The organism is Halomonas sp. MS1 (assembly GCF_024182575.1).
In the GTDB taxonomy this organism is placed as follows: Bacteria; Pseudomonadota; Gammaproteobacteria; order Pseudomonadales; family Halomonadaceae; genus Vreelandella.
Genome location: NZ_CP098926.1, coordinates 3652436 through 3671296 on the forward strand (window position 1 = coordinate 3652436; position 18861 = coordinate 3671296).

The 18861-nt window shown below is 52.7% G+C and carries 18 protein-coding genes and 1 tRNA gene; 14 read left to right on the top strand and 5 right to left on the bottom strand.

All coding sequences use genetic code 11. The features are described from left to right. Positions 1 to 27: 27 nt before the first annotated feature. Positions 28 to 834: an alpha/beta fold hydrolase gene (locus NF683_RS16810; protein WP_253920483.1), complete on the top strand. Its 807-nt coding sequence runs from the start codon at positions 28 to 30 to the stop codon at positions 832 to 834. 28 nt (positions 835 to 862) lie between these two features. On the opposite strand, the gene NF683_RS16815 is transcribed toward NF683_RS16810, so the two are convergent. Then, on the bottom strand, positions 863 to 2248 hold the full coding sequence (locus tag NF683_RS16815; RefSeq protein ID WP_253920484.1) for a 3'-5' exonuclease family protein: 1386 nt from the start codon (positions 2246 to 2248) through the stop codon (positions 863 to 865). Positions 2249 to 2274: 26 nt separating this feature from the next. After that, positions 2275 to 3435: an ABC transporter substrate-binding protein gene (locus NF683_RS16820; protein ID WP_253920485.1), complete on the bottom strand. Its 1161-nt coding sequence runs from the start codon at positions 3433 to 3435 to the stop codon at positions 2275 to 2277. A gap of 147 nt (positions 3436 to 3582) precedes the next feature. On the opposite strand from NF683_RS16820, the gene NF683_RS16825 reads away from it, so the two are divergent. The 4 genes from NF683_RS16825 to NF683_RS16840 all read left to right on the top strand — a co-directional run bounded on the left by NF683_RS16825 (position 3583) and on the right by NF683_RS16840 (position 6561). Next, complete coding sequence (locus NF683_RS16825) at positions 3583 to 5289, top strand: potassium/proton antiporter (RefSeq protein WP_089038280.1); 1707 nt, start codon at positions 3583 to 3585, stop codon at positions 5287 to 5289. A gap of 58 nt (positions 5290 to 5347) precedes the next feature. After that, positions 5348 to 5438 (top strand) — tRNA-Ser (locus NF683_RS16830). A 110-nt stretch (positions 5439 to 5548) separates the two neighbouring features. Then, on the top strand, positions 5549 to 6001 hold the full coding sequence (locus NF683_RS16835) for a VRR-NUC domain-containing protein (protein WP_253920486.1): 453 nt from the start codon (positions 5549 to 5551) through the stop codon (positions 5999 to 6001). Positions 6002 to 6024: 23 nt separating this feature from the next. After that, positions 6025 to 6561: a hypothetical protein gene (locus NF683_RS16840; protein ID WP_157698016.1), complete on the top strand. Its 537-nt coding sequence runs from the start codon at positions 6025 to 6027 to the stop codon at positions 6559 to 6561. A 46-nt stretch (positions 6562 to 6607) separates the two neighbouring features. Here NF683_RS16840 and NF683_RS16845 read toward each other — a convergent pair whose 3' ends face one another. After that, entirely contained in the window at positions 6608 to 8641 is a 2034-nt protein-coding gene (locus NF683_RS16845; RefSeq protein ID WP_253920487.1) for a sensor domain-containing diguanylate cyclase, read from the bottom strand. A 180-nt stretch (positions 8642 to 8821) separates the two neighbouring features. Here NF683_RS16845 and NF683_RS16850 point away from each other — a divergent pair, with 180 nt between their 5' ends. From NF683_RS16850 to NF683_RS16880, 7 genes are all read left to right on the top strand, one after another. Beyond that, the gene (locus NF683_RS16850) at positions 8822 to 9067 is read left to right on the top strand and encodes a helix-turn-helix domain-containing transcriptional regulator (protein WP_253920488.1); all 246 of its coding nucleotides are present in this window, start codon (positions 8822 to 8824) and stop codon (positions 9065 to 9067) included. Between the two features lie 223 nt (positions 9068 to 9290). Then, complete coding sequence (locus NF683_RS16855) at positions 9291 to 10202, top strand: LysR family transcriptional regulator (RefSeq protein ID WP_253920489.1); 912 nt, start codon at positions 9291 to 9293, stop codon at positions 10200 to 10202. Between the two features lie 2 nt (positions 10203 to 10204). Further along, positions 10205 to 11113, top strand: a complete 909-nt coding sequence (locus tag NF683_RS16860) for a LysR family transcriptional regulator (protein ID WP_253920490.1) — start codon at positions 10205 to 10207, stop codon at positions 11111 to 11113. Between the two features lie 134 nt (positions 11114 to 11247). Continuing rightward, positions 11248 to 11871, top strand: a complete 624-nt coding sequence (locus tag NF683_RS16865; protein ID WP_089038345.1) for a glutathione S-transferase family protein — start codon at positions 11248 to 11250, stop codon at positions 11869 to 11871. Between the two features lie 57 nt (positions 11872 to 11928). Further along, complete coding sequence (locus NF683_RS16870) at positions 11929 to 13896, top strand: 2Fe-2S iron-sulfur cluster-binding protein (RefSeq protein ID WP_253920491.1); 1968 nt, start codon at positions 11929 to 11931, stop codon at positions 13894 to 13896. A gap of 349 nt (positions 13897 to 14245) precedes the next feature. Continuing rightward, entirely contained in the window at positions 14246 to 14749 is a 504-nt protein-coding gene (locus tag NF683_RS16875) for a P-loop NTPase family protein (RefSeq protein WP_253920492.1), read from the top strand. 353 nt (positions 14750 to 15102) lie between these two features. Then, complete coding sequence (locus tag NF683_RS16880) at positions 15103 to 15669, top strand: hypothetical protein (RefSeq protein ID WP_253920493.1); 567 nt, start codon at positions 15103 to 15105, stop codon at positions 15667 to 15669. A gap of 90 nt (positions 15670 to 15759) precedes the next feature. Here NF683_RS16880 and NF683_RS16885 read toward each other — a convergent pair whose 3' ends face one another. Next, on the bottom strand, positions 15760 to 16539 hold the full coding sequence (locus tag NF683_RS16885) for a transporter substrate-binding domain-containing protein (RefSeq protein WP_089038349.1): 780 nt from the start codon (positions 16537 to 16539) through the stop codon (positions 15760 to 15762). Between the two features lie 148 nt (positions 16540 to 16687). Then, entirely contained in the window at positions 16688 to 16993 is a 306-nt protein-coding gene (locus NF683_RS16890; protein WP_089038350.1) for a hypothetical protein, read from the bottom strand. A 179-nt stretch (positions 16994 to 17172) separates the two neighbouring features. Between NF683_RS16890 and NF683_RS16895 the strand changes: the two genes are divergently transcribed. Beyond that, positions 17173 to 18519 carry a type II toxin-antitoxin system HipA family toxin gene (locus tag NF683_RS16895; protein WP_089038351.1) on the top strand — a complete coding sequence of 449 codons (1347 nt, stop codon included), beginning with the start codon at positions 17173 to 17175 and terminating at the stop codon, positions 18517 to 18519. Further along, entirely contained in the window at positions 18516 to 18818 is a 303-nt protein-coding gene (locus NF683_RS16900; protein ID WP_253920494.1) for a helix-turn-helix domain-containing protein, read from the top strand. Before NF683_RS16895 ends, NF683_RS16900 begins: the two co-directional genes overlap by 4 nt. Positions 18819 to 18861 lie beyond the last annotated feature (43 nt).

An 18861-nucleotide genomic window follows, 5' to 3' on the forward strand; every position in this document is an offset into this window, starting at 1 on the left:
TCCAAGCGTAACGACTGAGGAGCCCGCATGTCTGATGATGCCCGTGTTGATCTTTATGTGATCGATTTGCCCGACGAATCTGGTAGCGATGATCAACTACCTCTTGTGGTGATCCACGGTTTGTTGGGTAGCGCCGATAACTGGCGTTCGCATTTAAAGGTTTGGCAGCGCAGTAGGCGGGTCATTGCTGTGGATCTTCGCAACCACGGTCGTTCACCTCATGCAGAAGGTATGAGCTATACCGCGATGAGCCAAGACGTGTTGGCGGCGCTCGATAAGCTTGGGATCGAACGCGCGCATGTATTGGGTCACTCAATGGGCGGTAAGGTGGCTATGACGCTGGCGCGTATGAGTCCTGAGCGCTGCGCATCACTGATGGTAGCGGATATCGCTCCGGTGGCTTATCAGCACGGTCACGACGATGTGTTTGCTGCACTCGAGCGGGTAAAAGCGGCTAAACCCACTAACCGCCGTGAAGCCGACGCCTTATTGGCCGAACATGTTGACTCCCGTCCAACTCGGCTGTTTCTTGCCACCAATTTAGTGCGCAATGAGCAGGGTGAGATGGAGGTGCGCGTTGGGTTGGATGAAATTCAACGTGGTTATGAAGCGATTATCGGCAAACCTGATGGTGACCGCGCTTTCGAAGGACCGACACTGGTGCTTAAAGGCGCTGATTCGCACTACGTCGCCGATGACATGCTGCCAGCACTACGCGAAGTACTGCCCCGGGCAAGAGTAGTAACACTTAAAAACGCCGGGCATTGGCTTCACGCCGATCAGCCAGAAGCATTCCAACAAGCCGTTGATGCATTTATGGCCGCCCACGCGTAGCCTGAAGGCAACGCTAAGTAACGGAGAGCTAGAGTGGCAGCACCGTCAGGTTGTGCCGCTCTGGTTCGCGTAAAAAGCGGTTTAGGATGCGATAGGTATCCACATCAAATTTGGCAGCGACTCCCTTTAGCCCCAAGGCACGCTGTTTGGTCGTGGCGCTGCCTAAATAGCACCAGTGATCGACCACATGGTGGCTAGTTGGGCCATTTTTACGGCTTTTCTCGCGAATAATGATTCGCCCCGGCCAAGGCCATGTTTTTACTTGAAAAGATGCTAGTGCTTCTTGAGCGCGCTGCGTGTGGCTTGCAAGTGGCTCCTGTCCACAGCAAGCGCCTCGACACTTGCCTAACTGATTAGCAAAACACCGTCCTGTTCCCTTATCTATTCCGAGCACTTGCGGGCAAAGCTGATGTGTTTCGGCAATATTGCGCAGCGCATCTTTAGCTTCTTTGGCACTTCGAAACAGCCCAAAGAGCTTTCCCGGCTGAGGCTGGCTGATGGCTTTGCCGCTGACCAGTGTTGGGCAAGGTTGATCGGTTGGCCAATACCACGTTTTTAAATGCCCCTGACGGCGTAACTGCCGGTTCATAATCGGCATCAGTTCTTTGACCAGTTGAGCCTCTCTCAGCTGGGCGCTTAAATCGCCAGCGGTTTCTTCCCACTCAACGTGCTGTATTTGCTGGGCAAGGCGCATCTCTTTGTCGTCCTGGTGGTCGCGCTGGAAATGGCCAAGCACGCGGCTGCGTAAATTAATGCTTTTGCCAACGTACAAGGGAAGGCGGTTGTGACCATAAAACAAATAAACCCCTGGTGAAGCAGGAAGCCCGGTTAGTTGCTCACTGGGTAAATGTGCGGGCAGGCTTCGGTGGCGCTGCTCATCGGCAAGAGCGGCTTGCCAGCTGGCAGCGTCATACTGTTGTTGCCAGGTTTCCCACAGCTGCCAAAGCGCAGTGGCATCATCCTCTGCCCGATGCTGGCGGACTTGTGGAATGTTGAAATGCGCCAATAAGGTTCGGAGATTGTGCTTGGGCAGTTCAGGCATTAAGCGGCGGGAAATACGCAGTGTGCAGAGGAGGTGCGGCTGATAGGTAATACTGGCACGCTTGAACTCGTTACGCAGAAAGCTGGCATCAAAGCGTGCATTGTGGGCTACAAGGCAGTCTTCACCGAGCCATTCGCGCAAGCTGTGCGCAATGGTCTTAAAAGAGGGCGCATCAATCAGCATGTCATCATAAATGCCGGTTAGCTGGCTGATGTGAGAAGGCACGCTGGTGCCAGGATTAATCAGGCTGACCCAGCGATCCGTTATGTGATCATTGACTACCTTTAATGCCGCAATTTCGGTAATGCGGTCACGCGTCGCACGGGTGCCCGTTGTCTCAACATCAATAAATATCAGTGGCGTGTTGCTCATGGCGCTTGCGTTATTACTACCTTATTTCAGCGTACATCGGTCAACGTATGAGGATTGACGGCTAGTCGGGCAACTGGCAAAGCTGTTTCGATAATACCTGCTTGCTCAAGATAGTGTTCGAATGATGCATAGCGTCGGGCATCAAGAGCCGCCGGGCTAATGGCAATGCGGCGTAATAGGTCGTCCCAGGCGGCTTCGTTAATCGCATTATCCAGTGCAGGGTAGCTATCAATCAGCAACGACCATGCTGCATCCGGGTTTTCAATAATCCAATTACTCGCCTCTTCCAAGGCCACAAGAACACGTGACCAAGTGGCTGCTTGTTTTGTGACTGAGTCGCTATGTGCCAGCAGTATCAAACCATCATGACGCGGCACGTCAACATCGTTGTAACGCACGGTGTGGGTGACAATGCCATCTGACGCCAACTGTTGTGGCAGCGTGTGATAAAAGCCATCGGCGATGGCATCAACACGGCCTTCTCGCAGGGCGCCGGCAGCATCAAAATGGACGCTTTCCGGCGGGGCGAAATCGTCGATTTGGCGAAAGGAGGTAGGCACCAGCTGATCTGCCAGCACATCACGCCCTTCGCGGGTGGAAAAGCCATAGTGCAAACCGGCAAGTTGATCGGTAGTTTCGCCTGTTGGGGCGCCACCCGCCACGATGACAGCATTGAGTGGTGTCTCAATCAGCGTGCCAATACGGGTAATAGCGGCACCATCGTGAGCGTGTAAATGCAACAGCGGCTGACGCGTTAACGCCAGATCAACTTCTCCCGCCGTCAACAGTTTGATCGCGATGGATGGGTCTGCGGGGGTTAATAATTCAAGTTCAAGTCCTTGGGCAGCAAACAGGCCACGCTGCTTCGCCACAATTAAGGCCGCGTGCTGAGGGCTGACATACCAATCGAGCATTAGACGAAGCTGCTTTAAGGGGGGCGGCTCTAATGGCGGTGGTGGTATAAGCGCCATACTGGGCGCTTCTTCCGGCTCATCTTCTGCTGCGTCATTGTCTATAGGTGGCCATAGCCCAATGGGCAATGATACCTCGCTCTCAAGCGTAAGCGGCTCACTGCTACTAACTGTTTCGCTGTCTTCATTTGCGTAAGTGGCTGAAATTGAAAATAATAAAAAAATGCTTAATGTGAAGAATACAAGTGAACCGACACGCCAAAAAGCGTTCAACATAACCTTAACTCCCGATGGTATGACGCCGGAGTTTAGCTGTGAGATGAAGGATCTGGCTAGCCCCTGTAAGCGACAAGCCTAACAAGCTCAGTAAATTGTACAGTGGCATGTAATAATAGAACGGCATTGATGGTGAGACGGAGAGACATGGACGCAATTTACACGTTCTTCTTAGTAGGCGGTTCCCTGATGGCGCTCAGCATTTTAGCGAGCCGTCTTTCTTCAATGATGGGAGTGCCGCTGCTACTGATTTTCTTAGGACTTGGCATGCTGGCGGGGGAAGAGGGCCTGCTAGGGGTTGAGTTTGACGATTACACCATGGCGTTCACGATTGGCCATCTAGCGCTCGCAATGATTCTGCTGGATGGCGGCCTTCGCACTCGATTAAAAACGTTCCGTGTCGGCTTTAGGCCAGCGCTCTCGTTAGCCACCTTTGGCGTCTTTATCACCAGCGCTATTGTTGGTGTCATTTCCATGTGGGTGTTTGATCTTTCCCTAGTACAAGGATTACTTGTTGGGGCAATTGTTGGCTCCACCGATGCCGCAGCCGTGTTCTCGATGCTTAGCGGCCGTGGGGTTAATCTCAACGAGCGGGTAGGGGCCACGCTGGAAATTGAATCGGGTACCAACGACCCGATGGCCATTTTCCTCACGCTGATGTTAGTCGAGCTGTTGGTTGGTGATATTGGCGGCATTGGCGAAACACTGCTGTTCTTCATTTCCCAGTTTGGTATTGGTTTAGTTGTTGGTATCGGTGGTGGCTGGCTAAGCGCCAAGCTGCTGCGTTGGTTAGATCTAGCCCCGGGCCTTTATGCCATGCTAGCGCTGGCGCTTGGGTTTAGCGTGTTTGGGTTAACCAGCGTGCTAGGCGGCAGCGGCTTCCTGGCCATTTATTTAGCAGGGCTGATGATTGGTAATCAGCCTGGGCGCCATCTTAACTTTATTCTTCCGGTACACGACGGGTTGGCTTGGCTGAGCCAAATTGGTTTGTTCCTGGTGCTGGGCTTACTCGTCACTCCAAGCCAGCTCTGGGACGTGGCATTGCCAGCAGGACTCGTTGCGCTAGCACTGATTTTTGTCGCGCGCCCCCTGGCGGTATTGATCACTATTAAGCCATTTTTCAAATTCCGCTGGCGAGAAACCTTCTTTATTGCCTGGGTTGGCTTGCGGGGCGCGGTACCAATCGTGTTGGCTATCTTCCCGTTAATCGGCGGGGTGGAAAATGCTTCGTTGTACTTTAACGTAGCGTTTGCGGTGGTACTGATGTCGCTGCTTATTCAGGGCGGTTCGCTAACACTTATGGCGCGATGGCTGAAAGTAGAAGTACCCGTAGGTACCACGCCAAACCGCCGAGGGCCGCTAGGCATAATGCCGGATAATGATTTTGAGATGTTTGTTTACGTGGTCGAAAACGAAGATTTAGAAGATGTTCCTATCCGGCTACTGCGTTTCCCTTCGGGCGCATTGATTTCGGCGCTATTTCGCAACCACGTGATGCTTCACCCCAAAGGGAGTACGCGGCTAAAGCTTGATGATGTCATTTGTGTCATTGGTCGCACCGAAGACCTCGTCGCGCTCAATCGCCTATTCAACGGCGATGCAAAGCTCAAACAAGAGCGGGCCTTCTTTGGTACCTTTACCTTGGATGGCGAAGCGCAAATGCAGGATATAGCTCAAGCCTACGGTTTAACCTTAAGCCCCGGTGAGCAGGACATGACGCTTGCGGAGTTTATCTCGCTACGCGTCGGCGGCCACCCAGTAGTAGGCGACGATGTCGACTGGCATGGCATTCACTGGGTGGTTAGTGAAATGGAAGGCGGTAACATTACCCGTGTTGGCTTAAGGCTCTACTAATTAATCGGAAAGGCGTTGACTTCCAAGGGAAAGCTGTTATTATACGCACCCATAAGCCGGAGGGATGGCAGAGCGGTTGAATGCACCGGTCTTGAAAACCGGCATAGGTTAATAGCCTATCCAGGGTTCGAATCCCTGTCCCTCCGCCACCTCGATTATAAAGCCCCGTTTTTACGGGGCTTTTTTCGTTTCTAGACTCTGCGTTTCCTTCCTAGCATGCCCTCCATTAAATTCACCGGTCTTTCAGTGTGTCCAGATTGTGTCTGGGAATCCTGAGTCACTTCGGCTGGGGGTGCTTCTATTCGAGCGCTGGCCCAAATGGTTAACCGCATCGCGTGCGCGGTGGGGTGCCAGGTGGGCATACTTCTCGATCATCTTCACCAACGGTGGGCAACGCAACAAGAAAACGGCCAGCGATCTTAAACGCCAGGGCGTGAAGTCAGGAGTCTTTAACTTGCCCGTGCGCCAAGCTCGCGGCGGTTGGTTTGGCTTGTACTTGGAGTTTAAAGCAACGCCACCGCGTGACGCTGCGCTGGCGCCTAGCCAGTTCGATTGGTTGGAAGGTAGCGAATACGAAGGCTACTGCGCCGTGCTGGCGCGTGGACTTGATAAGGCGAAATCGGTGTTGAGGGAGTACGCCAGTTGGCCACGCACGCAAATAGTCGGTGAAAGGCTGGCGCTGGAGAGCGGTAGTGAATGGAGGAAGGGGTGATGACGCAGCTTAAGGGGAGCAGCATGCAGTTTGACGATAGGAGGCGGATAGAAAACCCCTGGCGATTGGTGGAAGCTGCAAAGACCGATGAGGCTGCTCGCAACGCTGCCGTAGCCCGTATCATTGACACCATGCTGGAGCTACAACTTGATTATCGCCACGACAACCCTGGCTTCCAACCGTTCAGTGTTACGGCTCTAGCGGGAGAGATACTGGGCGGCGGTGGACGTAGTGACCAGGCTATGTTGGCCGTGTTGAACTACCACCCTCAAAGCCAGTGGCACAAAACCTGTACCTGGTTGTTGGATCAACTACCCAAACGCCCAGCCGCGGCGATGCTATTACAGGCTGCCCGGGTGTGTCCTGAGAAGATGGGCGCCAGCAAGTGGATGGTCACGGCGAGGCAGATGGTGGAACGACAGGAGGTATTGCTTAGGGCGCTGGGGCTGAATGAAGGCGTATGGTACTTTGAGAGTGCGGAGGCGTTGCAGGTGGCGGGTAAGCGTGCGCGTAAGAGGTTGTGGCAGGGGTTGTCGATGGGTGAGGTGAGGCATACATAGGTTGCGTTGGCCAAAGAATGGCCAACGCTCTTACTATCTCAATAGTCTAAACGACTATTAAAAATTTAGGCTTCACCTCCGACGCTTCAATTTTATTGCGTCCACTCTTCTTAGCTCGATAGCTGGCCGCATCGGCGCGAGATAGAACATCATCGATAGTCTTATCGCCTTTGTGGAAGTGGCTCACACCTATACTTGCGGTAACTTTCCATTGACGTCCATTACCTTCAATTGAGCAAGCGGCAATGCTTGCGCGTAGGGACTCAGCAATCTTGGGGGCACGCTCTGGTGTGCAGCCTGGCAGCAAAATGGCAAATTCATCCCCACCTTGGCGAGCTGTATAATCACTGCTTCGCACTTCGTTCTGTATAACACTAGCTATCTGTTGAAGCATTTGATCGCCGAGGGCGTGGCCCCCTTGGTCGTTCACCGGTTTAAAATGATCCAAATCGAAAAGAATAACTGCTGTCGGTTTTTCCGTACTTTGCCATTGATTAAACAACTCTTTTAGGTGCCTCCTAAGCCCACGACGATTAAGCAAGCGGGTCAGAGGGTCATGCTCTGCTTCCCAGTTCTTTTGAGCATAATCATTGTAATGTTGGGTAATATCGCGCACCGTGCCGACGGTCCCTATGAACTTATCGTTTACACGAATAGCGGCTGTATGTATATCTAACCAGTACAACTCTTGATTGGTACCTACGAAGCGAAATTGACGCGCAAAGCTCGATTGTTTTACAAGACTACGCAGCCAAGCCGATCTAACATCTTGGCGATCATCGCAGTGAACTCGGTCGCTCCAGTCATTTAGACTATTAGGGGCGTCATCTCCCAATAGCTGATGTAAGGAATCATTGATAAACGTCAAGTGACCACGCTGATCCGTAACAAACATGCCCAACGGCGAAGCGGATAGCGTCCCTCTTAGCATTGCCTCCTGCTCAACTAGGTCACTTAAACTGGTCTGCCGAGCAGACTCTGTCGCGTTAATCACATCTATGACGCGTCGAAGCTCCATCGCACTGGTCGGAATATTAAGTACAGAGCGGCGTCCATCTTGAAGCTCTTGAACTTGCTGAGCAAGGTGAGCTAGGGAGCGTAGCGTTATCCATATCACTCCCCATACTAGAGGTAAGATAAGGATGAGCACGCCCCAGGCATAAACAGTGATTTTCTTCATGCCTGCAATAAGGGGGGCTTCGGCTTGGTCTTGTGGTAGATGTACGCCAACGATCCAGTTAGCAGGCCAAATTTGTCGATAAGCTACCAGTTGAGGCTCATCTGATAGCGAGCGGCCCACACTTTCGCCTTCCCATCCATCCAGCGCCTTATCTAGGACTGGTGAAATGTTATCGGGTAATATCACGATAGCTTCTTGTTGACCTGGGGCGTAAATACGTTGTCCAGACGCGGTCGTAATTGTGACATAGCCGTTGTCGCCCAGACGGATTTGCTCAAAATTTTTGAACAGTCGACTTTGTTTTATATTGACTAAACCACCTAAAAAACCTGTGTAGCGTCCTTGGTTGTCATGCATGGGAACTAGCATTAGCACCAGCGGTGTATTCGAAATGCGTCCTATAAGAGGCTCGCTGACGTATGGGGTTTTAAATGCGTGCATAAAGCGTGCATATTCCCGATCGGCAAAACTATAGCCTTTGGCACCTCCGCCGGCTGGCCACTCGTCAACGATTTTACTGTTTAGATCGTAGACTAGCAGTGCCTCAAAGAGAGGCTCCATTGTATAAGCATGATGTTCAAGAAGAGCCCCTTCTCTTGGCAGCATAACCCTCTCCGCCAAACGCTCAAGTTCTCTGACTCGTTCATTCACTTGAAATGTAATAGAGTTGCTGATGAGTTCCGCTTCATACCGCAGATGCTGGTTATTCGTCTCATTAACCAGGAGCCGTCCCGCCTTCCAGCCAAACGTTAAGACAATGAGGCAAAGCAGACTCCACAGCACTACGGCACCAATGACTAGGCGCCCACGAAGCGTAGTGAAGGGAAAGGAAATAAGACGAAAAAATAATCGTTTAACACGATGTCTTTGAGTAGATTTTCCATTTAATGTCAGTGTCATGCACAGCACCTGTCAGGAGAGGGGGGCAACGCAGTAGCGTATCGTCTATTTTTTATTAATAAGAAGTCCGGCTATATTAGCAGTTAAAGAAATACTGTATGAAATGTTGCCCCATTCTATACATAACATCAGTTCGTGTTTTGGTGGAGACCATGGTGCACCCGATGAAAGCCATTCGATTTGCGCGCAGCGTTTGATGAGCTGGACGAAGAGGGGGGAGAGTCAGCTTTCCTAATGGCGCTGCGTCATGTCGTTGAAGCTCAAGGCGGAATGGCGCTGGTAGCAGAGCGTGCCAAAGTATCACGCGAAAGCCTTTATCGCGCCTTATCCCCCAAGGGCAACCCAACACTTCGAACTATGACCGCGGTGATTAAATCCACAGGCGTTAACTTCCACGATCTTACCCATCAAGCGCCAGCAAGCTAAAACTAATTAAAAGACGTGCATAGCGTCGCATCGAAGCGCACACAAGCACCTGTATTTATTCGATCTCAGGCCACCCAGCGGTGAGCACCTCTCCATTACATGTGGCCGTCAGTATCAAACGCTGTTGTACTTTTGATGACATGCCGTTCAAGAGCCATAATGTTGTACTGGTATTTGAGACTCAATACCTTTTGCTATTCCTTCCCCTGACCCTGGAGCTGTCTTGGATAGATTCGAAGAGATGCGCGTGTTTGCGGCGGTGGCACAACTGGAGAGCTTTTCGGTTGCTGCACGGCAGCTTACGCTGTCGCCGCCTCGGGTGACTCGGGTAGTGGCGGCGCTTGAAGCGCGTTTGGGTGTTGCGTTGTTACAACGCACGACGCGGCAGGTGCGCGTAACGGAAGCGGGGCGTCGTTATCTTGAGGATGCCCACCAGGTACTTGCCCAGCTTGCGGAGGCTGAAGCCGCTGCGACCGGTAGCTACCTCACCCCACGCGGCCTATTGCACGTCACTGCGCCAGTGCTGTTCGGCGAGTATTTCGTTACCCCGCAGATCGTAGACTATCTGGAACAGTATCCTGATGTGCAGGTTCGCGCCGAACTGATCGATCGACCGGTTAACTTGCAGGAGGAAGGCATCGATGTGGCGGTACGCATCGGCCACGTGCCAGAGAACTGCCAAAACTTGACCGTGCCGGTGGGTGAGGTGCGGCAAGTGGTTTGCGCAAGCCCCGCATGGTTGGCCCAGTACGGCGAGCCAACGCACCCGCTGGAGCTGGAAGCACTGCCCACGGTGGTGGCGGAAGGCGGAAACTTGAGCGGGCACTGGTGGTTCGAAGAGCAAGGCAAACGCATTGAGGTGACGCCATCGCCGCGGCTGCGCATCAGCGCTATTCACGCTGCGTTAACAGCGGTCGAGGCAGATGCGGGGCTCACACGACTGCTCTCTTACCAAGTGGCTACTAGTGAAGCCGAAGGTAGAGTGCGGCGCGTATTGAGGCATTTCGAACCCGCTGCCATTCCCATTAATATTTGGGTGACAGCAGGCCGTGGGCGGGCTGCCAGCGTGCGTACCTTCGTTGACTTTCTTGCCGAGCGGCTGCGTGCCGATCCGGCGCTCGGCTATCGTACCTAACCATGGCGCTCCCACCTGAGTCGGTGCTGCGCTTTGAGGCTTTAATGGCGCTCTCTGCCGTTGCCCAACACGGCAGCGTGCAGGCCGCCGCTGATGCGGGCAGCCTCTCAGCGCCCAAGATCCATCGTTTGCTGCGTGCGCAGGAGCAGCGCTTAGGCGTCGCTTTAGTCACGACATCAACGAGAGGCAGCACATTGACCCCGGCTGGCGAGCGTTTGCGCGAATACGCTGACACACTGATCCACACAGTTACCGATGCTGAAACCAGTGCGCGCTTAGAGCATCGCGAGCTCAAGGATACGTTACGTATACAAGCGCCCCAAACGTTGGTGGAACCACTCCTATTGCCGGTGGTACTGCAATTGCAAGAGCAGCATCCCGCGCTGAAGGTCTACTTGCTGGCTGATGAACATCCCATACATATAGAGAGCGATGCGCCTGTGCATCTTCGCCTTATGCGTGGGTCGCTACCTGGGAGCGTTTACGCTAGGGCCCTAGGTGATTTGCGCATTGGCTTGTTTGCCAGCCCTCATTATCTGAATAAGGCAGGGCGTCCTGAAAACCTCAACAGCTTGGCCCACCATGCGCTTATTCACTGTCATCGGGAAGGGCAGGCGCCTGTTTGGCGTTTGGCTGAAGGCCAATCCTTCCGCTTTGAACCCCGGCTTAGCGTTAGCGCAAGTGCCGCAGGGCTGCAGGCGGCTATAGAAGGTGCGGGCATCGTACGTTGCTACGCGCTAGAAGCGCGTCGTGCTTGCGCGCAGGGGCTGCTCGAACCTGTCGCCAAACCCCTCTGGCCTAAGGCTGACACTCTGGCGCTAACCTACACCCTTGGTATTCGAGCGCCTGCCAGCGTTATGGCGTTCCTTGAGCTGGCAACTCCTTGGCTGCGGGCGCAGTTGGTGGAGTAATTATTTCATTTAGCGCAATTTTGTGTTGTTCATGATCGCTATTCTTGCATCTCTTTGCTTGGCGCAGAATGAGTGACGTCACTCAATAGTGGTGACACTCATCTATTGAAAGCGCTTATTCAAGGAGCCCAACAATGTCCAATGCTATCAAGGTTTATCGCCACGCTCTTTCTGGCCACTGCCACCGCATTGAGCTGATGCTTTCTCTGCTCGATTTGTCTGCCAGCTTTATCGATGTTGATCTAGCCGCAGGCGAGCATAAAGTGCCACCTTTCCTGAATTTGAATGCCTTCGCACAGGTGCCAGTGCTTGATGATCAAGGCGTTATCCTGGCAGATTCCAATGCCATTCTGGTCTATCTGGAGCGTCGCTATGGGGCCGGTCGCTGGCTGCCTGACGACCCGCTAATTCAAGCACAGGTGCAGCGCTGGTTGTCGGTGGCGGCTGGGCCGCTTGCGAACTCCGCTATGAAGGCTCGCTTGGTCACGGTGTTTAATGCTCCTTTCGACCCTGAACCGCTGATTGCTGATGCTCATGAGCTTTTTAAAATTGTAGATGCCCACTTAGTAAATCAGCCTTTCCTAGCGGGTGAGCAGGCCACCCTGGCGGAGGTTTCGCTCTACAGCTACATCGCCCATGCGCCTGAAGGGAATGTCTCGCTGGAACCTTACCCGCATATTCGCACTTGGCTTCAGCGTATCGAGTCGTTGGATGGGTTCGTGCCTATGGGCGTGACCAAGGTGGGGTTGGTCCGCTAGGCCAGCCGATGCAGCATTCCAAATCGGTGCGGGCGAACTGCTCGCGAGGAGTCAAGGGTGAATAACGACATCACCAGCAGCCCATGGCATCAAGGCGAACTTGCTTTGCAACGGGTGGTCGGTGTGGAACAGCAGATGGCAGAAGTGGGCCGCAAGGTGATGCGTCCCTTTCTGACACCGCAGCTCCAGCACTTCTTCCCTCAACTGCCGTTTGTGGCAGCAGCGGCGGTGGATAGTGACAGCTGGCCATGGGTCTCACTGCTGGAAGGCCCTCCAGGATTCGTTGATGCGCCGGACGAATCACGGTTGGATCTAGCGTTATCACCGCCAGCAGATGACCCCCTTACACCGCTGCTTATCAACGGCGCCAACATTGGGCTACTGGGTATCGAGCTTCACACGCGCCGTCGTAACCGGGTCAACGGAGTACTGCGGGGTTCAGCAGGTCAATGGCAGTTGGAAGTGGCTCATGCCTTCGGTAATTGCCCGCAGTACATTCACGACTGGTCGACGATGAACTCAGTACAGCCCCAGCCGGGTTCCGTGCTAGCCATGCGCGACGCGAACCTAGGTCAATTACCGGCGCCAGTGCTTGAGCATATTGATCGTGCGATCACGGTCTTCGTGGGCAGTTACGCCCATACCGACCAAGGCGTTCAGGTGGACGCCTCTCATCGTGGTGGGCAACCGGGATTTATTCGGCGCCTGGGATGTGATCTGATTCTGCCCGATTTTGCGGGCAATCGATTCTTCAATACGCTAGGCAACGTGCTGTCCAGCGGCCGCGCTGCCTTAGTAATACCGGATTTTGCCAGTGGAGATGTGCTGCACCTCTCCGGTGAAGCGCGGCTTGTGGACGAGGATACCGTAGGGGCGCGGTATCCCGGCGCTGAACGCTACTGGTGTCTGACGCCACGCCATGTTGTCTGGCGCCCAGGGGCGTTGCACTGGCGTAGCCACGCAAATGAAGTGGCCGCTGAGGTTGAGCCCCATGGGCCCTGGGAATCGCTTGCTCCCTCCACACTGCAGCGCGTTCAAGTAACCGCCGTGGTGCAGGAGACGCCCGAGATACGCTCTTTCTATTTGCAGAGTTCCCAGCAAGGCAAAGCGCTGGCTCCATTTACAGCGGGACAGTTCATCACGCTACGTGTACCGCGCTTGGGTGGTACGCCGCTGGTACGCAGCTATACGCTTTCGGGCGATAGCCAGCAGGCCGACTATCGCATCAGTGTTAAGGCCGACGGCGAGGGCTCGCGTTACTTACACAGTGCGCTGCAGGTGGGCTCGGAGTTGTCTGTCAGCCTGCCGAGTGGCTCGTTTACTGCACATGCTAGCGGCTCAGACCGTGCTCACTGGGTGCTGCTGGGAGGTGGCATCGGTATTACGCCGATACTGAGTTTGGCGCATGAGCTAACCGGCGCAGACCGGGGCCCCGTAACCTTAATTCATAGCGTGCGACATGCCAGTGAGGCGCCTTTTAGTGAAGAGCTACTAGACTTGAGCGAGCAGGGGCTACGATTACAGCGCCACGTTACCGGATCTGCCAATGTCCCCAACGGCTGGATTCCAGGTCGGGTTTCGCTGGTGGAGGTTCTGGCTGATAAAGTCCTTTCCGAAGTACAGCTGTACTTATGCGGCCCCGCTGCCTTTGTCCAGCATTACCATGAGGAGGCGTTGGCTCTAGGGCTCGCACCCAATCAGATACACACAGAAGCCTTCGGCCCTTCGGCGCTAGCAAAAACATACGCAGTACCATCCGCTGAACAAGCGGTAGAAGTAAGCTTTGCCAATTCTAGTGTGGTAGCTCACTGGCAACCTGGTGAGACTCTTTTGGAAACTGCTGAAAAAGCGGGACTTCATCCTGCCTATGGATGTCGCAGCGGTAGCTGTGGAGAGTGCGCCTGCTTATTGGATCAGGGGGAGGTGACCTATCCAGAAGGCATATTAGTACCAGAGGGAAAAGTTCTACTGTGCAGTGCTCGACCTGCTAAGCACTCTGGAAGGCTTGCGATACATCTTCCTTAGGGGATTCTCAGTGATGGAAGTGGCCTTTTTTCCATCACGTGGGTGTGGCGCGCCTACCCCAAACGACGGAACCTAGTTTAGCCAGCTTAGCCCAACCATGACCACTGCGCGTTTTTCTACTGACAGTTGTAATATGAGCACTCATATTTCTGGGGCAGCATGCTGTGAGTTTCGGTAAAACAATTGTTTATGATAAGGCGTTGTATACTGATGCGCATTTTTCTGGCAAAACGCATCGCTCAGGCGAGCTGCGTTTTTATAAGTTTCAATAAATTACGGCCGTTTAGTCAGAATGATTGTTACCAGAAAACCACGCATGTTCATTAATAAACTGTTATGCAATGAAGCTATGAAATATCAAAAACTGCACATAATTGGTGGTCCGGGAAGCGGAAAATCATATATTGCTAGAAGGCTTTCAGAGAAATATGGTCTGCCTCAGCACGATTTAGATGACATATTTTGGGACCGAAACCATACGGATTACATTAGGTCTAGCGACGAGGCACGGCAAAGAAACTTAGACTCAATCCTGTCGAATGAAACCTGGATAATTGAAGGGGTCTATTATAAATGGCTAGAGAAGTCCTTTGAGGGCGCCGATAAGATAATTGTTCTCAATACGCCAGTGTTGCTGAGGCAATGGAGGGTTCTGCGGCGCTTTTTGGGCTACAAACTTTCACGCAGCCACGAAAAAGACGAAACGTTTGCAAACCTTATTGAATTGATATCTTGGAACCAAAAGTACGACCGGGACAATCTGGTGCGGTTTTATGCGTTTTCCAAAGCTCAAGCTCATAAAATAGTAGTTTGCAGCAGCTTCTCTCAGGTAGAACGAGCGGTTAATGCATAACCAAACCATCAAATACGCTCCCTTCGGTCGCCGGACGCTCGTTCCTCGCGCCGTTTATGGCCGTTCACTGCCTATGCCAAAAGATACGCCCAAGTGTCATGTAAAGCCTTTACCGGCTCTTATCCTCACCTAAGCAACCGCTAGGCCTCGCTCACTACTCCCCACGGCCTATTCACTCATAACGTTCCATCGAAGCGCTCTCAAGCGCTTTTTTAGTTGAGTGAGATGTGGGGTGATTTTTTGTGACAGGTTTCGCTTCCTAAGCTACTGTCATCTTAAGGATTGTGAGTGATTGCGATGGGCTGGTTTCGACCTTAAGTCACGTTGAGTAGCGCTAAAAAAGGGAAGTAAGCATGTTTAAAAAAATCAATTTATTCTCTATTTCGACCGCTGCGGCGCTTTCTCTGCTGCTAGTTTCCTCTACGCTGGCTAGTGAGGCTAGTGAGGCTAGTGAGGCTAGTGAGGCTAGTGAGGCTAGTGAGGCTAGTGAGGCTAGTGAGGCTAGTGAGGCGAATGGAGTGTATAGCGAGACGGCAACAGGGATGGTTGAGCTCGTTGTTCAAGCAATCTGTGATGGTGATATAGAAAGGCACCTTGGGATGCATCAACGGAAAATTGAGCCGGATCCCTATTATGAAGAGAAATTTTCTATCTTCCATGAAGCATGTAACGATGCGGGTATTGCGGAGATTGAAGTAACCTCGGATTTTGATGATGACGTCATGCAAGAGCAGAAGCGGCGGTATTTAATTGACGCGAATATTGTGATGGGAGACGGGGCTGTTTACACAACGTCGATTCGAGTGGCTTGGGGCTCAATTCAGGGGCCAGAAGGCAGCGAGCCCGTTGAGACGTGGCGATTAGCTGGGCTGAGTAGAGTACAAGTGCCCATTCTTAATGAAGCACTGTCTCGGAATTAGATTTAGGTTGTTCTCTACTTAATACAACGACCCCAGGGGTAAGCATAGCGTGTTATCCCTGGGGGTATAGTTGGTGAGATAGTGACAGTCTTAGATTTTGATGTCGTAGTCGACGTATTTGTTCATTAGCTCGTCGTAGGTACCGTCTTGCTTGATTTCTCGCAGTGCCTCATTGAACTGCTCCGCCAGGGCTTCATTGCGAGGATGGAAGGCTGCCGCCACGCCATGTCCGAAATAGTGCTTGGGCTCGCGGATCAGTGGCGAGCTGGTAACAATCCCACTGCCTTCAGCGTTAACTTCAAGCGATGACAGCGCTAATGGGTAATACATAAAAGCTGCGTCTAAACGACCTGTTCTAATGTCTACCGCGAGATCTTCGCCTGTTGCATAGCGCCGTACGTCAACGAGATCGCCATAGGTGTCGGTGATGTACTCATCGCGGATGGTGCCACGCTGAACGCCTACCGATATGCCTTCAAGGGCGTCGTGATCCTCAATATCGATCTCTTTGCCTTCCTGAGTCACCCAGACACTAGGGTTGCTGTAGTAGGGTTCTGAGAACAGCACTTGCTCGCGGCGCGCATCGGTGATTGCCATTGAGGACATGATGGCGTCGTATTTGCGTGCTAATAAGCCGGGGATGATGCCGTCCCAGCCTTGCTCTACCCATTCGCACTCACGCTCGATGCGTCGGCATACTTCTTCACCCAGCTCCACCTCAAAGCCTGTTAGGGTGCCGTCGGGCAAGCGATACTCAAAAGGCTCGAAGGGAACATCAACAGCGAGGCGAAGTGGATCGTCGGAGTAGGCTGGAACGGCAAATAGCAGTGATGTAAGCGCCGTTGCTATTCCTATGTGACTGCGGAGCATAGACTTTCCTTTTTTCGTTTTTATATAAGGTGTTGATTAAGCAATTTTGCATGATTCGCGTAATAGGTAAAGTGCTTTATAAAGGCTTGTTAAAAGCTTCTGAGGAGTCAGGGCCTTTTGTCGTTCCTAAACACTTAGCTTTCGCGATTTAGCCGTTTGGCTTTATGATTTTGATCGTAATGGCCACTACTGTGCATGCCAGGGCAGGTAAAACAACGTCTAATACCGAATCCAGCGTCCAGCCACGCCAAACACCTTCAAATATGCCCACCGGTAATGTTTGCCCCCATTCCCAACCACGTTGAACGGCTAACCTGTATTCATGTTGTGCAATTTCACGTCCAAGCAACAGTGCTACTGCGATGGCGCCGGTGACTCTTGCGTTTGCAAAAGGAAGTAGAGCCATTTGAATCAGCAGCGCGATAAACACATGCTCTAAATGGGTAATATTCACATTAGGCTCCAATATGGCGCTCGTGTGGATAATTCAGTGTGCACTATAGTGCTCATTAATTCTTTTTTGTAGTTATTGTGTGCGCTAAACTGCTCATAAGTAATCGGTGGAAGAGTTTTTGAGCACTTTACTGCGCATCAGTAATTTCGGACATCAGCGGCTTTCGACATGGGTGATTCGTGAAGTTAACGATACAGGTTCATTTTGAACAAGCGTGGCATGATGCGGCTGAATTGTCGTTGCCTGACCCTGAGCAGGGTACTCGCGGGGAATCTCGGCTGCGCTATGCGACTGACTATGCCGTTGAGTGGCTATTTCAAGATGACTTGCACGCTTGCAGTATGCGGTTGCCTATCGAGTTAATGCTGACCCATGAATCGCCACACTGGTTTGGTTTCTTGGAAGACATTATGCCGGCGGGCGCTAGCCGACGTTTTTGGGTGGATTATTTAGGGCTTCACGATTTACCGGTTGGGCAACAGGATGCTGAATTGCTGGCACGTGGCACTATCGCGCCGGTCGGCAACTTACGAATCAAAGAATCAGTGCCTGACCTCTCTGTAAAGAAAGCCTTAGAGGAGCGACGGTTTCCGCTGCAAAGCGTTGTAGAGCGCCAGGTGGACTTTTTAGAGTATGCCCAGCAGATGGGGGCGGCCAGTGGTGGTGCCACTGGGGCTGGCGGTGAAGCGCCAAAATTGCTGCTCAGATTGACGAACGACGACCACGTCTGGATTGATACTTGGCAGGATGAAAACCATCGACCTGACCTACCCATGCTGGTGAAATTTCCACGCGGTAAACGTTCAACTGACGATTGCGACATCTTGAGAGCTGAATATCACTACTATCAGGAGCTTGCATCGTTAGGGGTGGCCACGATAGATACCGAACAGATGCGTTTGGTGGAGGGAGAGCGTTACCCGTCCCTGTGGCTACCCCGTTTCGACATGCAGTACCTCGACGGCACTTGGGTTCGCTATGGGCTGGAGTCAGTCTACTCCTTGGTAGGCGCCGCGCCGGGCACCTTTTTGCATCATGGCGAAACAATCCGCCAACTGATTAGTTTGCTGAGGGCTCAATATCGCGTGCAAGAACAAGGCGCCGTTTTCGAGGGTGAGCGCTTTGTTTTGGAGTGGATTAAGCGTGATTTGTTGAATATCGCTTTCGGCAACTCTGACAATCATGGCCGGAATACGGCGTTATTGAAGCGCCCCGAAGGCATTGAACTTGCCCCCGTATATGACTTCGCGCCCATGAAGGCTGACCCCGAGGGGGTGACACGGACAACGCAATGGGGAACGCCCCTGGAAGTTGGCGGGGAGTACGATTGGCGAGGAATTGCCGACACCCTGGCAGACGTTGTCGATCCAGAACGAGTGATGGAAGAGCTCCGTGCGCTTGCATTGAAGCTAGAGGGCGTCGATGAACGCTTGGCTGCCCGTGGAGTTCCACCCCGAATCCTTGATATGCCTGCAGTCGGCCTACGCACTATCAACACTCGACTCAAGCGCTGGGGGTTGCTATGAAGCGCTATTCTGATGATCGCGAAGAGGCCCTGGTGGCTCTGTTGAAACGCTTCTATGCGGGGGAAATCACCGACGGAGCATTATTGCGTGCGTTACGCCGCGATGTGCTGGGATTAAACCAAACACGTTATGCCGCCTTGGTGGGCATCAGTCGACGAACGTTGTCGGATCTGGAAGGCGATAAAAACAATGTCACCCTAGAGGTTAAGAATCGTGTATTCCGTCCGCTAGGGTTAGAAGTGAGCTTGCTGCCGCGTAAGCGTGCTCTGTTGGAGCAAATTTTGGCGTTCAGCGAGTAACTTGTTTCCTTTTAATGCCCTGCCATTTCTGCAAATCTCTACT

Excerpts from the sequence above, each read along its gene's own strand:
- NF683_RS16815 (WP_253920484.1), bottom strand. The coding sequence starts at position 2,248 with ATGAGCAACACGCCACTGATATTTATTGATGTTGAGACAACGGGCACC.
- NF683_RS16875 (WP_253920492.1), top strand. The coding sequence starts at position 14,246 with ATGAAATATCAAAAACTGCACATAATTGGTGGTCCGGGAAGCGGAAAA.
- NF683_RS16845 (WP_253920487.1), bottom strand. The coding sequence starts at position 8,641 with ATGACACTGACATTAAATGGAAAATCTACTCAAAGACATCGTGTTAAA.
- NF683_RS16840 (WP_157698016.1), top strand. The coding sequence starts at position 6,025 with ATGCAGTTTGACGATAGGAGGCGGATAGAAAACCCCTGGCGATTGGTG.
- NF683_RS16810 (WP_253920483.1), top strand. The coding sequence starts at position 28 with ATGTCTGATGATGCCCGTGTTGATCTTTATGTGATCGATTTGCCCGAC.
- NF683_RS16880 (WP_253920493.1), top strand. The coding sequence starts at position 15,103 with ATGTTTAAAAAAATCAATTTATTCTCTATTTCGACCGCTGCGGCGCTT.
- NF683_RS16865 (WP_089038345.1), top strand. The coding sequence starts at position 11,248 with ATGTCCAATGCTATCAAGGTTTATCGCCACGCTCTTTCTGGCCACTGC.
- NF683_RS16825 (WP_089038280.1), top strand. The coding sequence starts at position 3,583 with ATGGACGCAATTTACACGTTCTTCTTAGTAGGCGGTTCCCTGATGGCG.
- NF683_RS16820 (WP_253920485.1), bottom strand. The coding sequence starts at position 3,435 with ATGTTGAACGCTTTTTGGCGTGTCGGTTCACTTGTATTCTTCACATTA.
- NF683_RS16885 (WP_089038349.1), bottom strand. The coding sequence starts at position 16,539 with ATGCTCCGCAGTCACATAGGAATAGCAACGGCGCTTACATCACTGCTA.
- NF683_RS16860 (WP_253920490.1), top strand. The coding sequence starts at position 10,205 with ATGGCGCTCCCACCTGAGTCGGTGCTGCGCTTTGAGGCTTTAATGGCG.
- NF683_RS16900 (WP_253920494.1), top strand. The coding sequence starts at position 18,516 with ATGAAGCGCTATTCTGATGATCGCGAAGAGGCCCTGGTGGCTCTGTTG.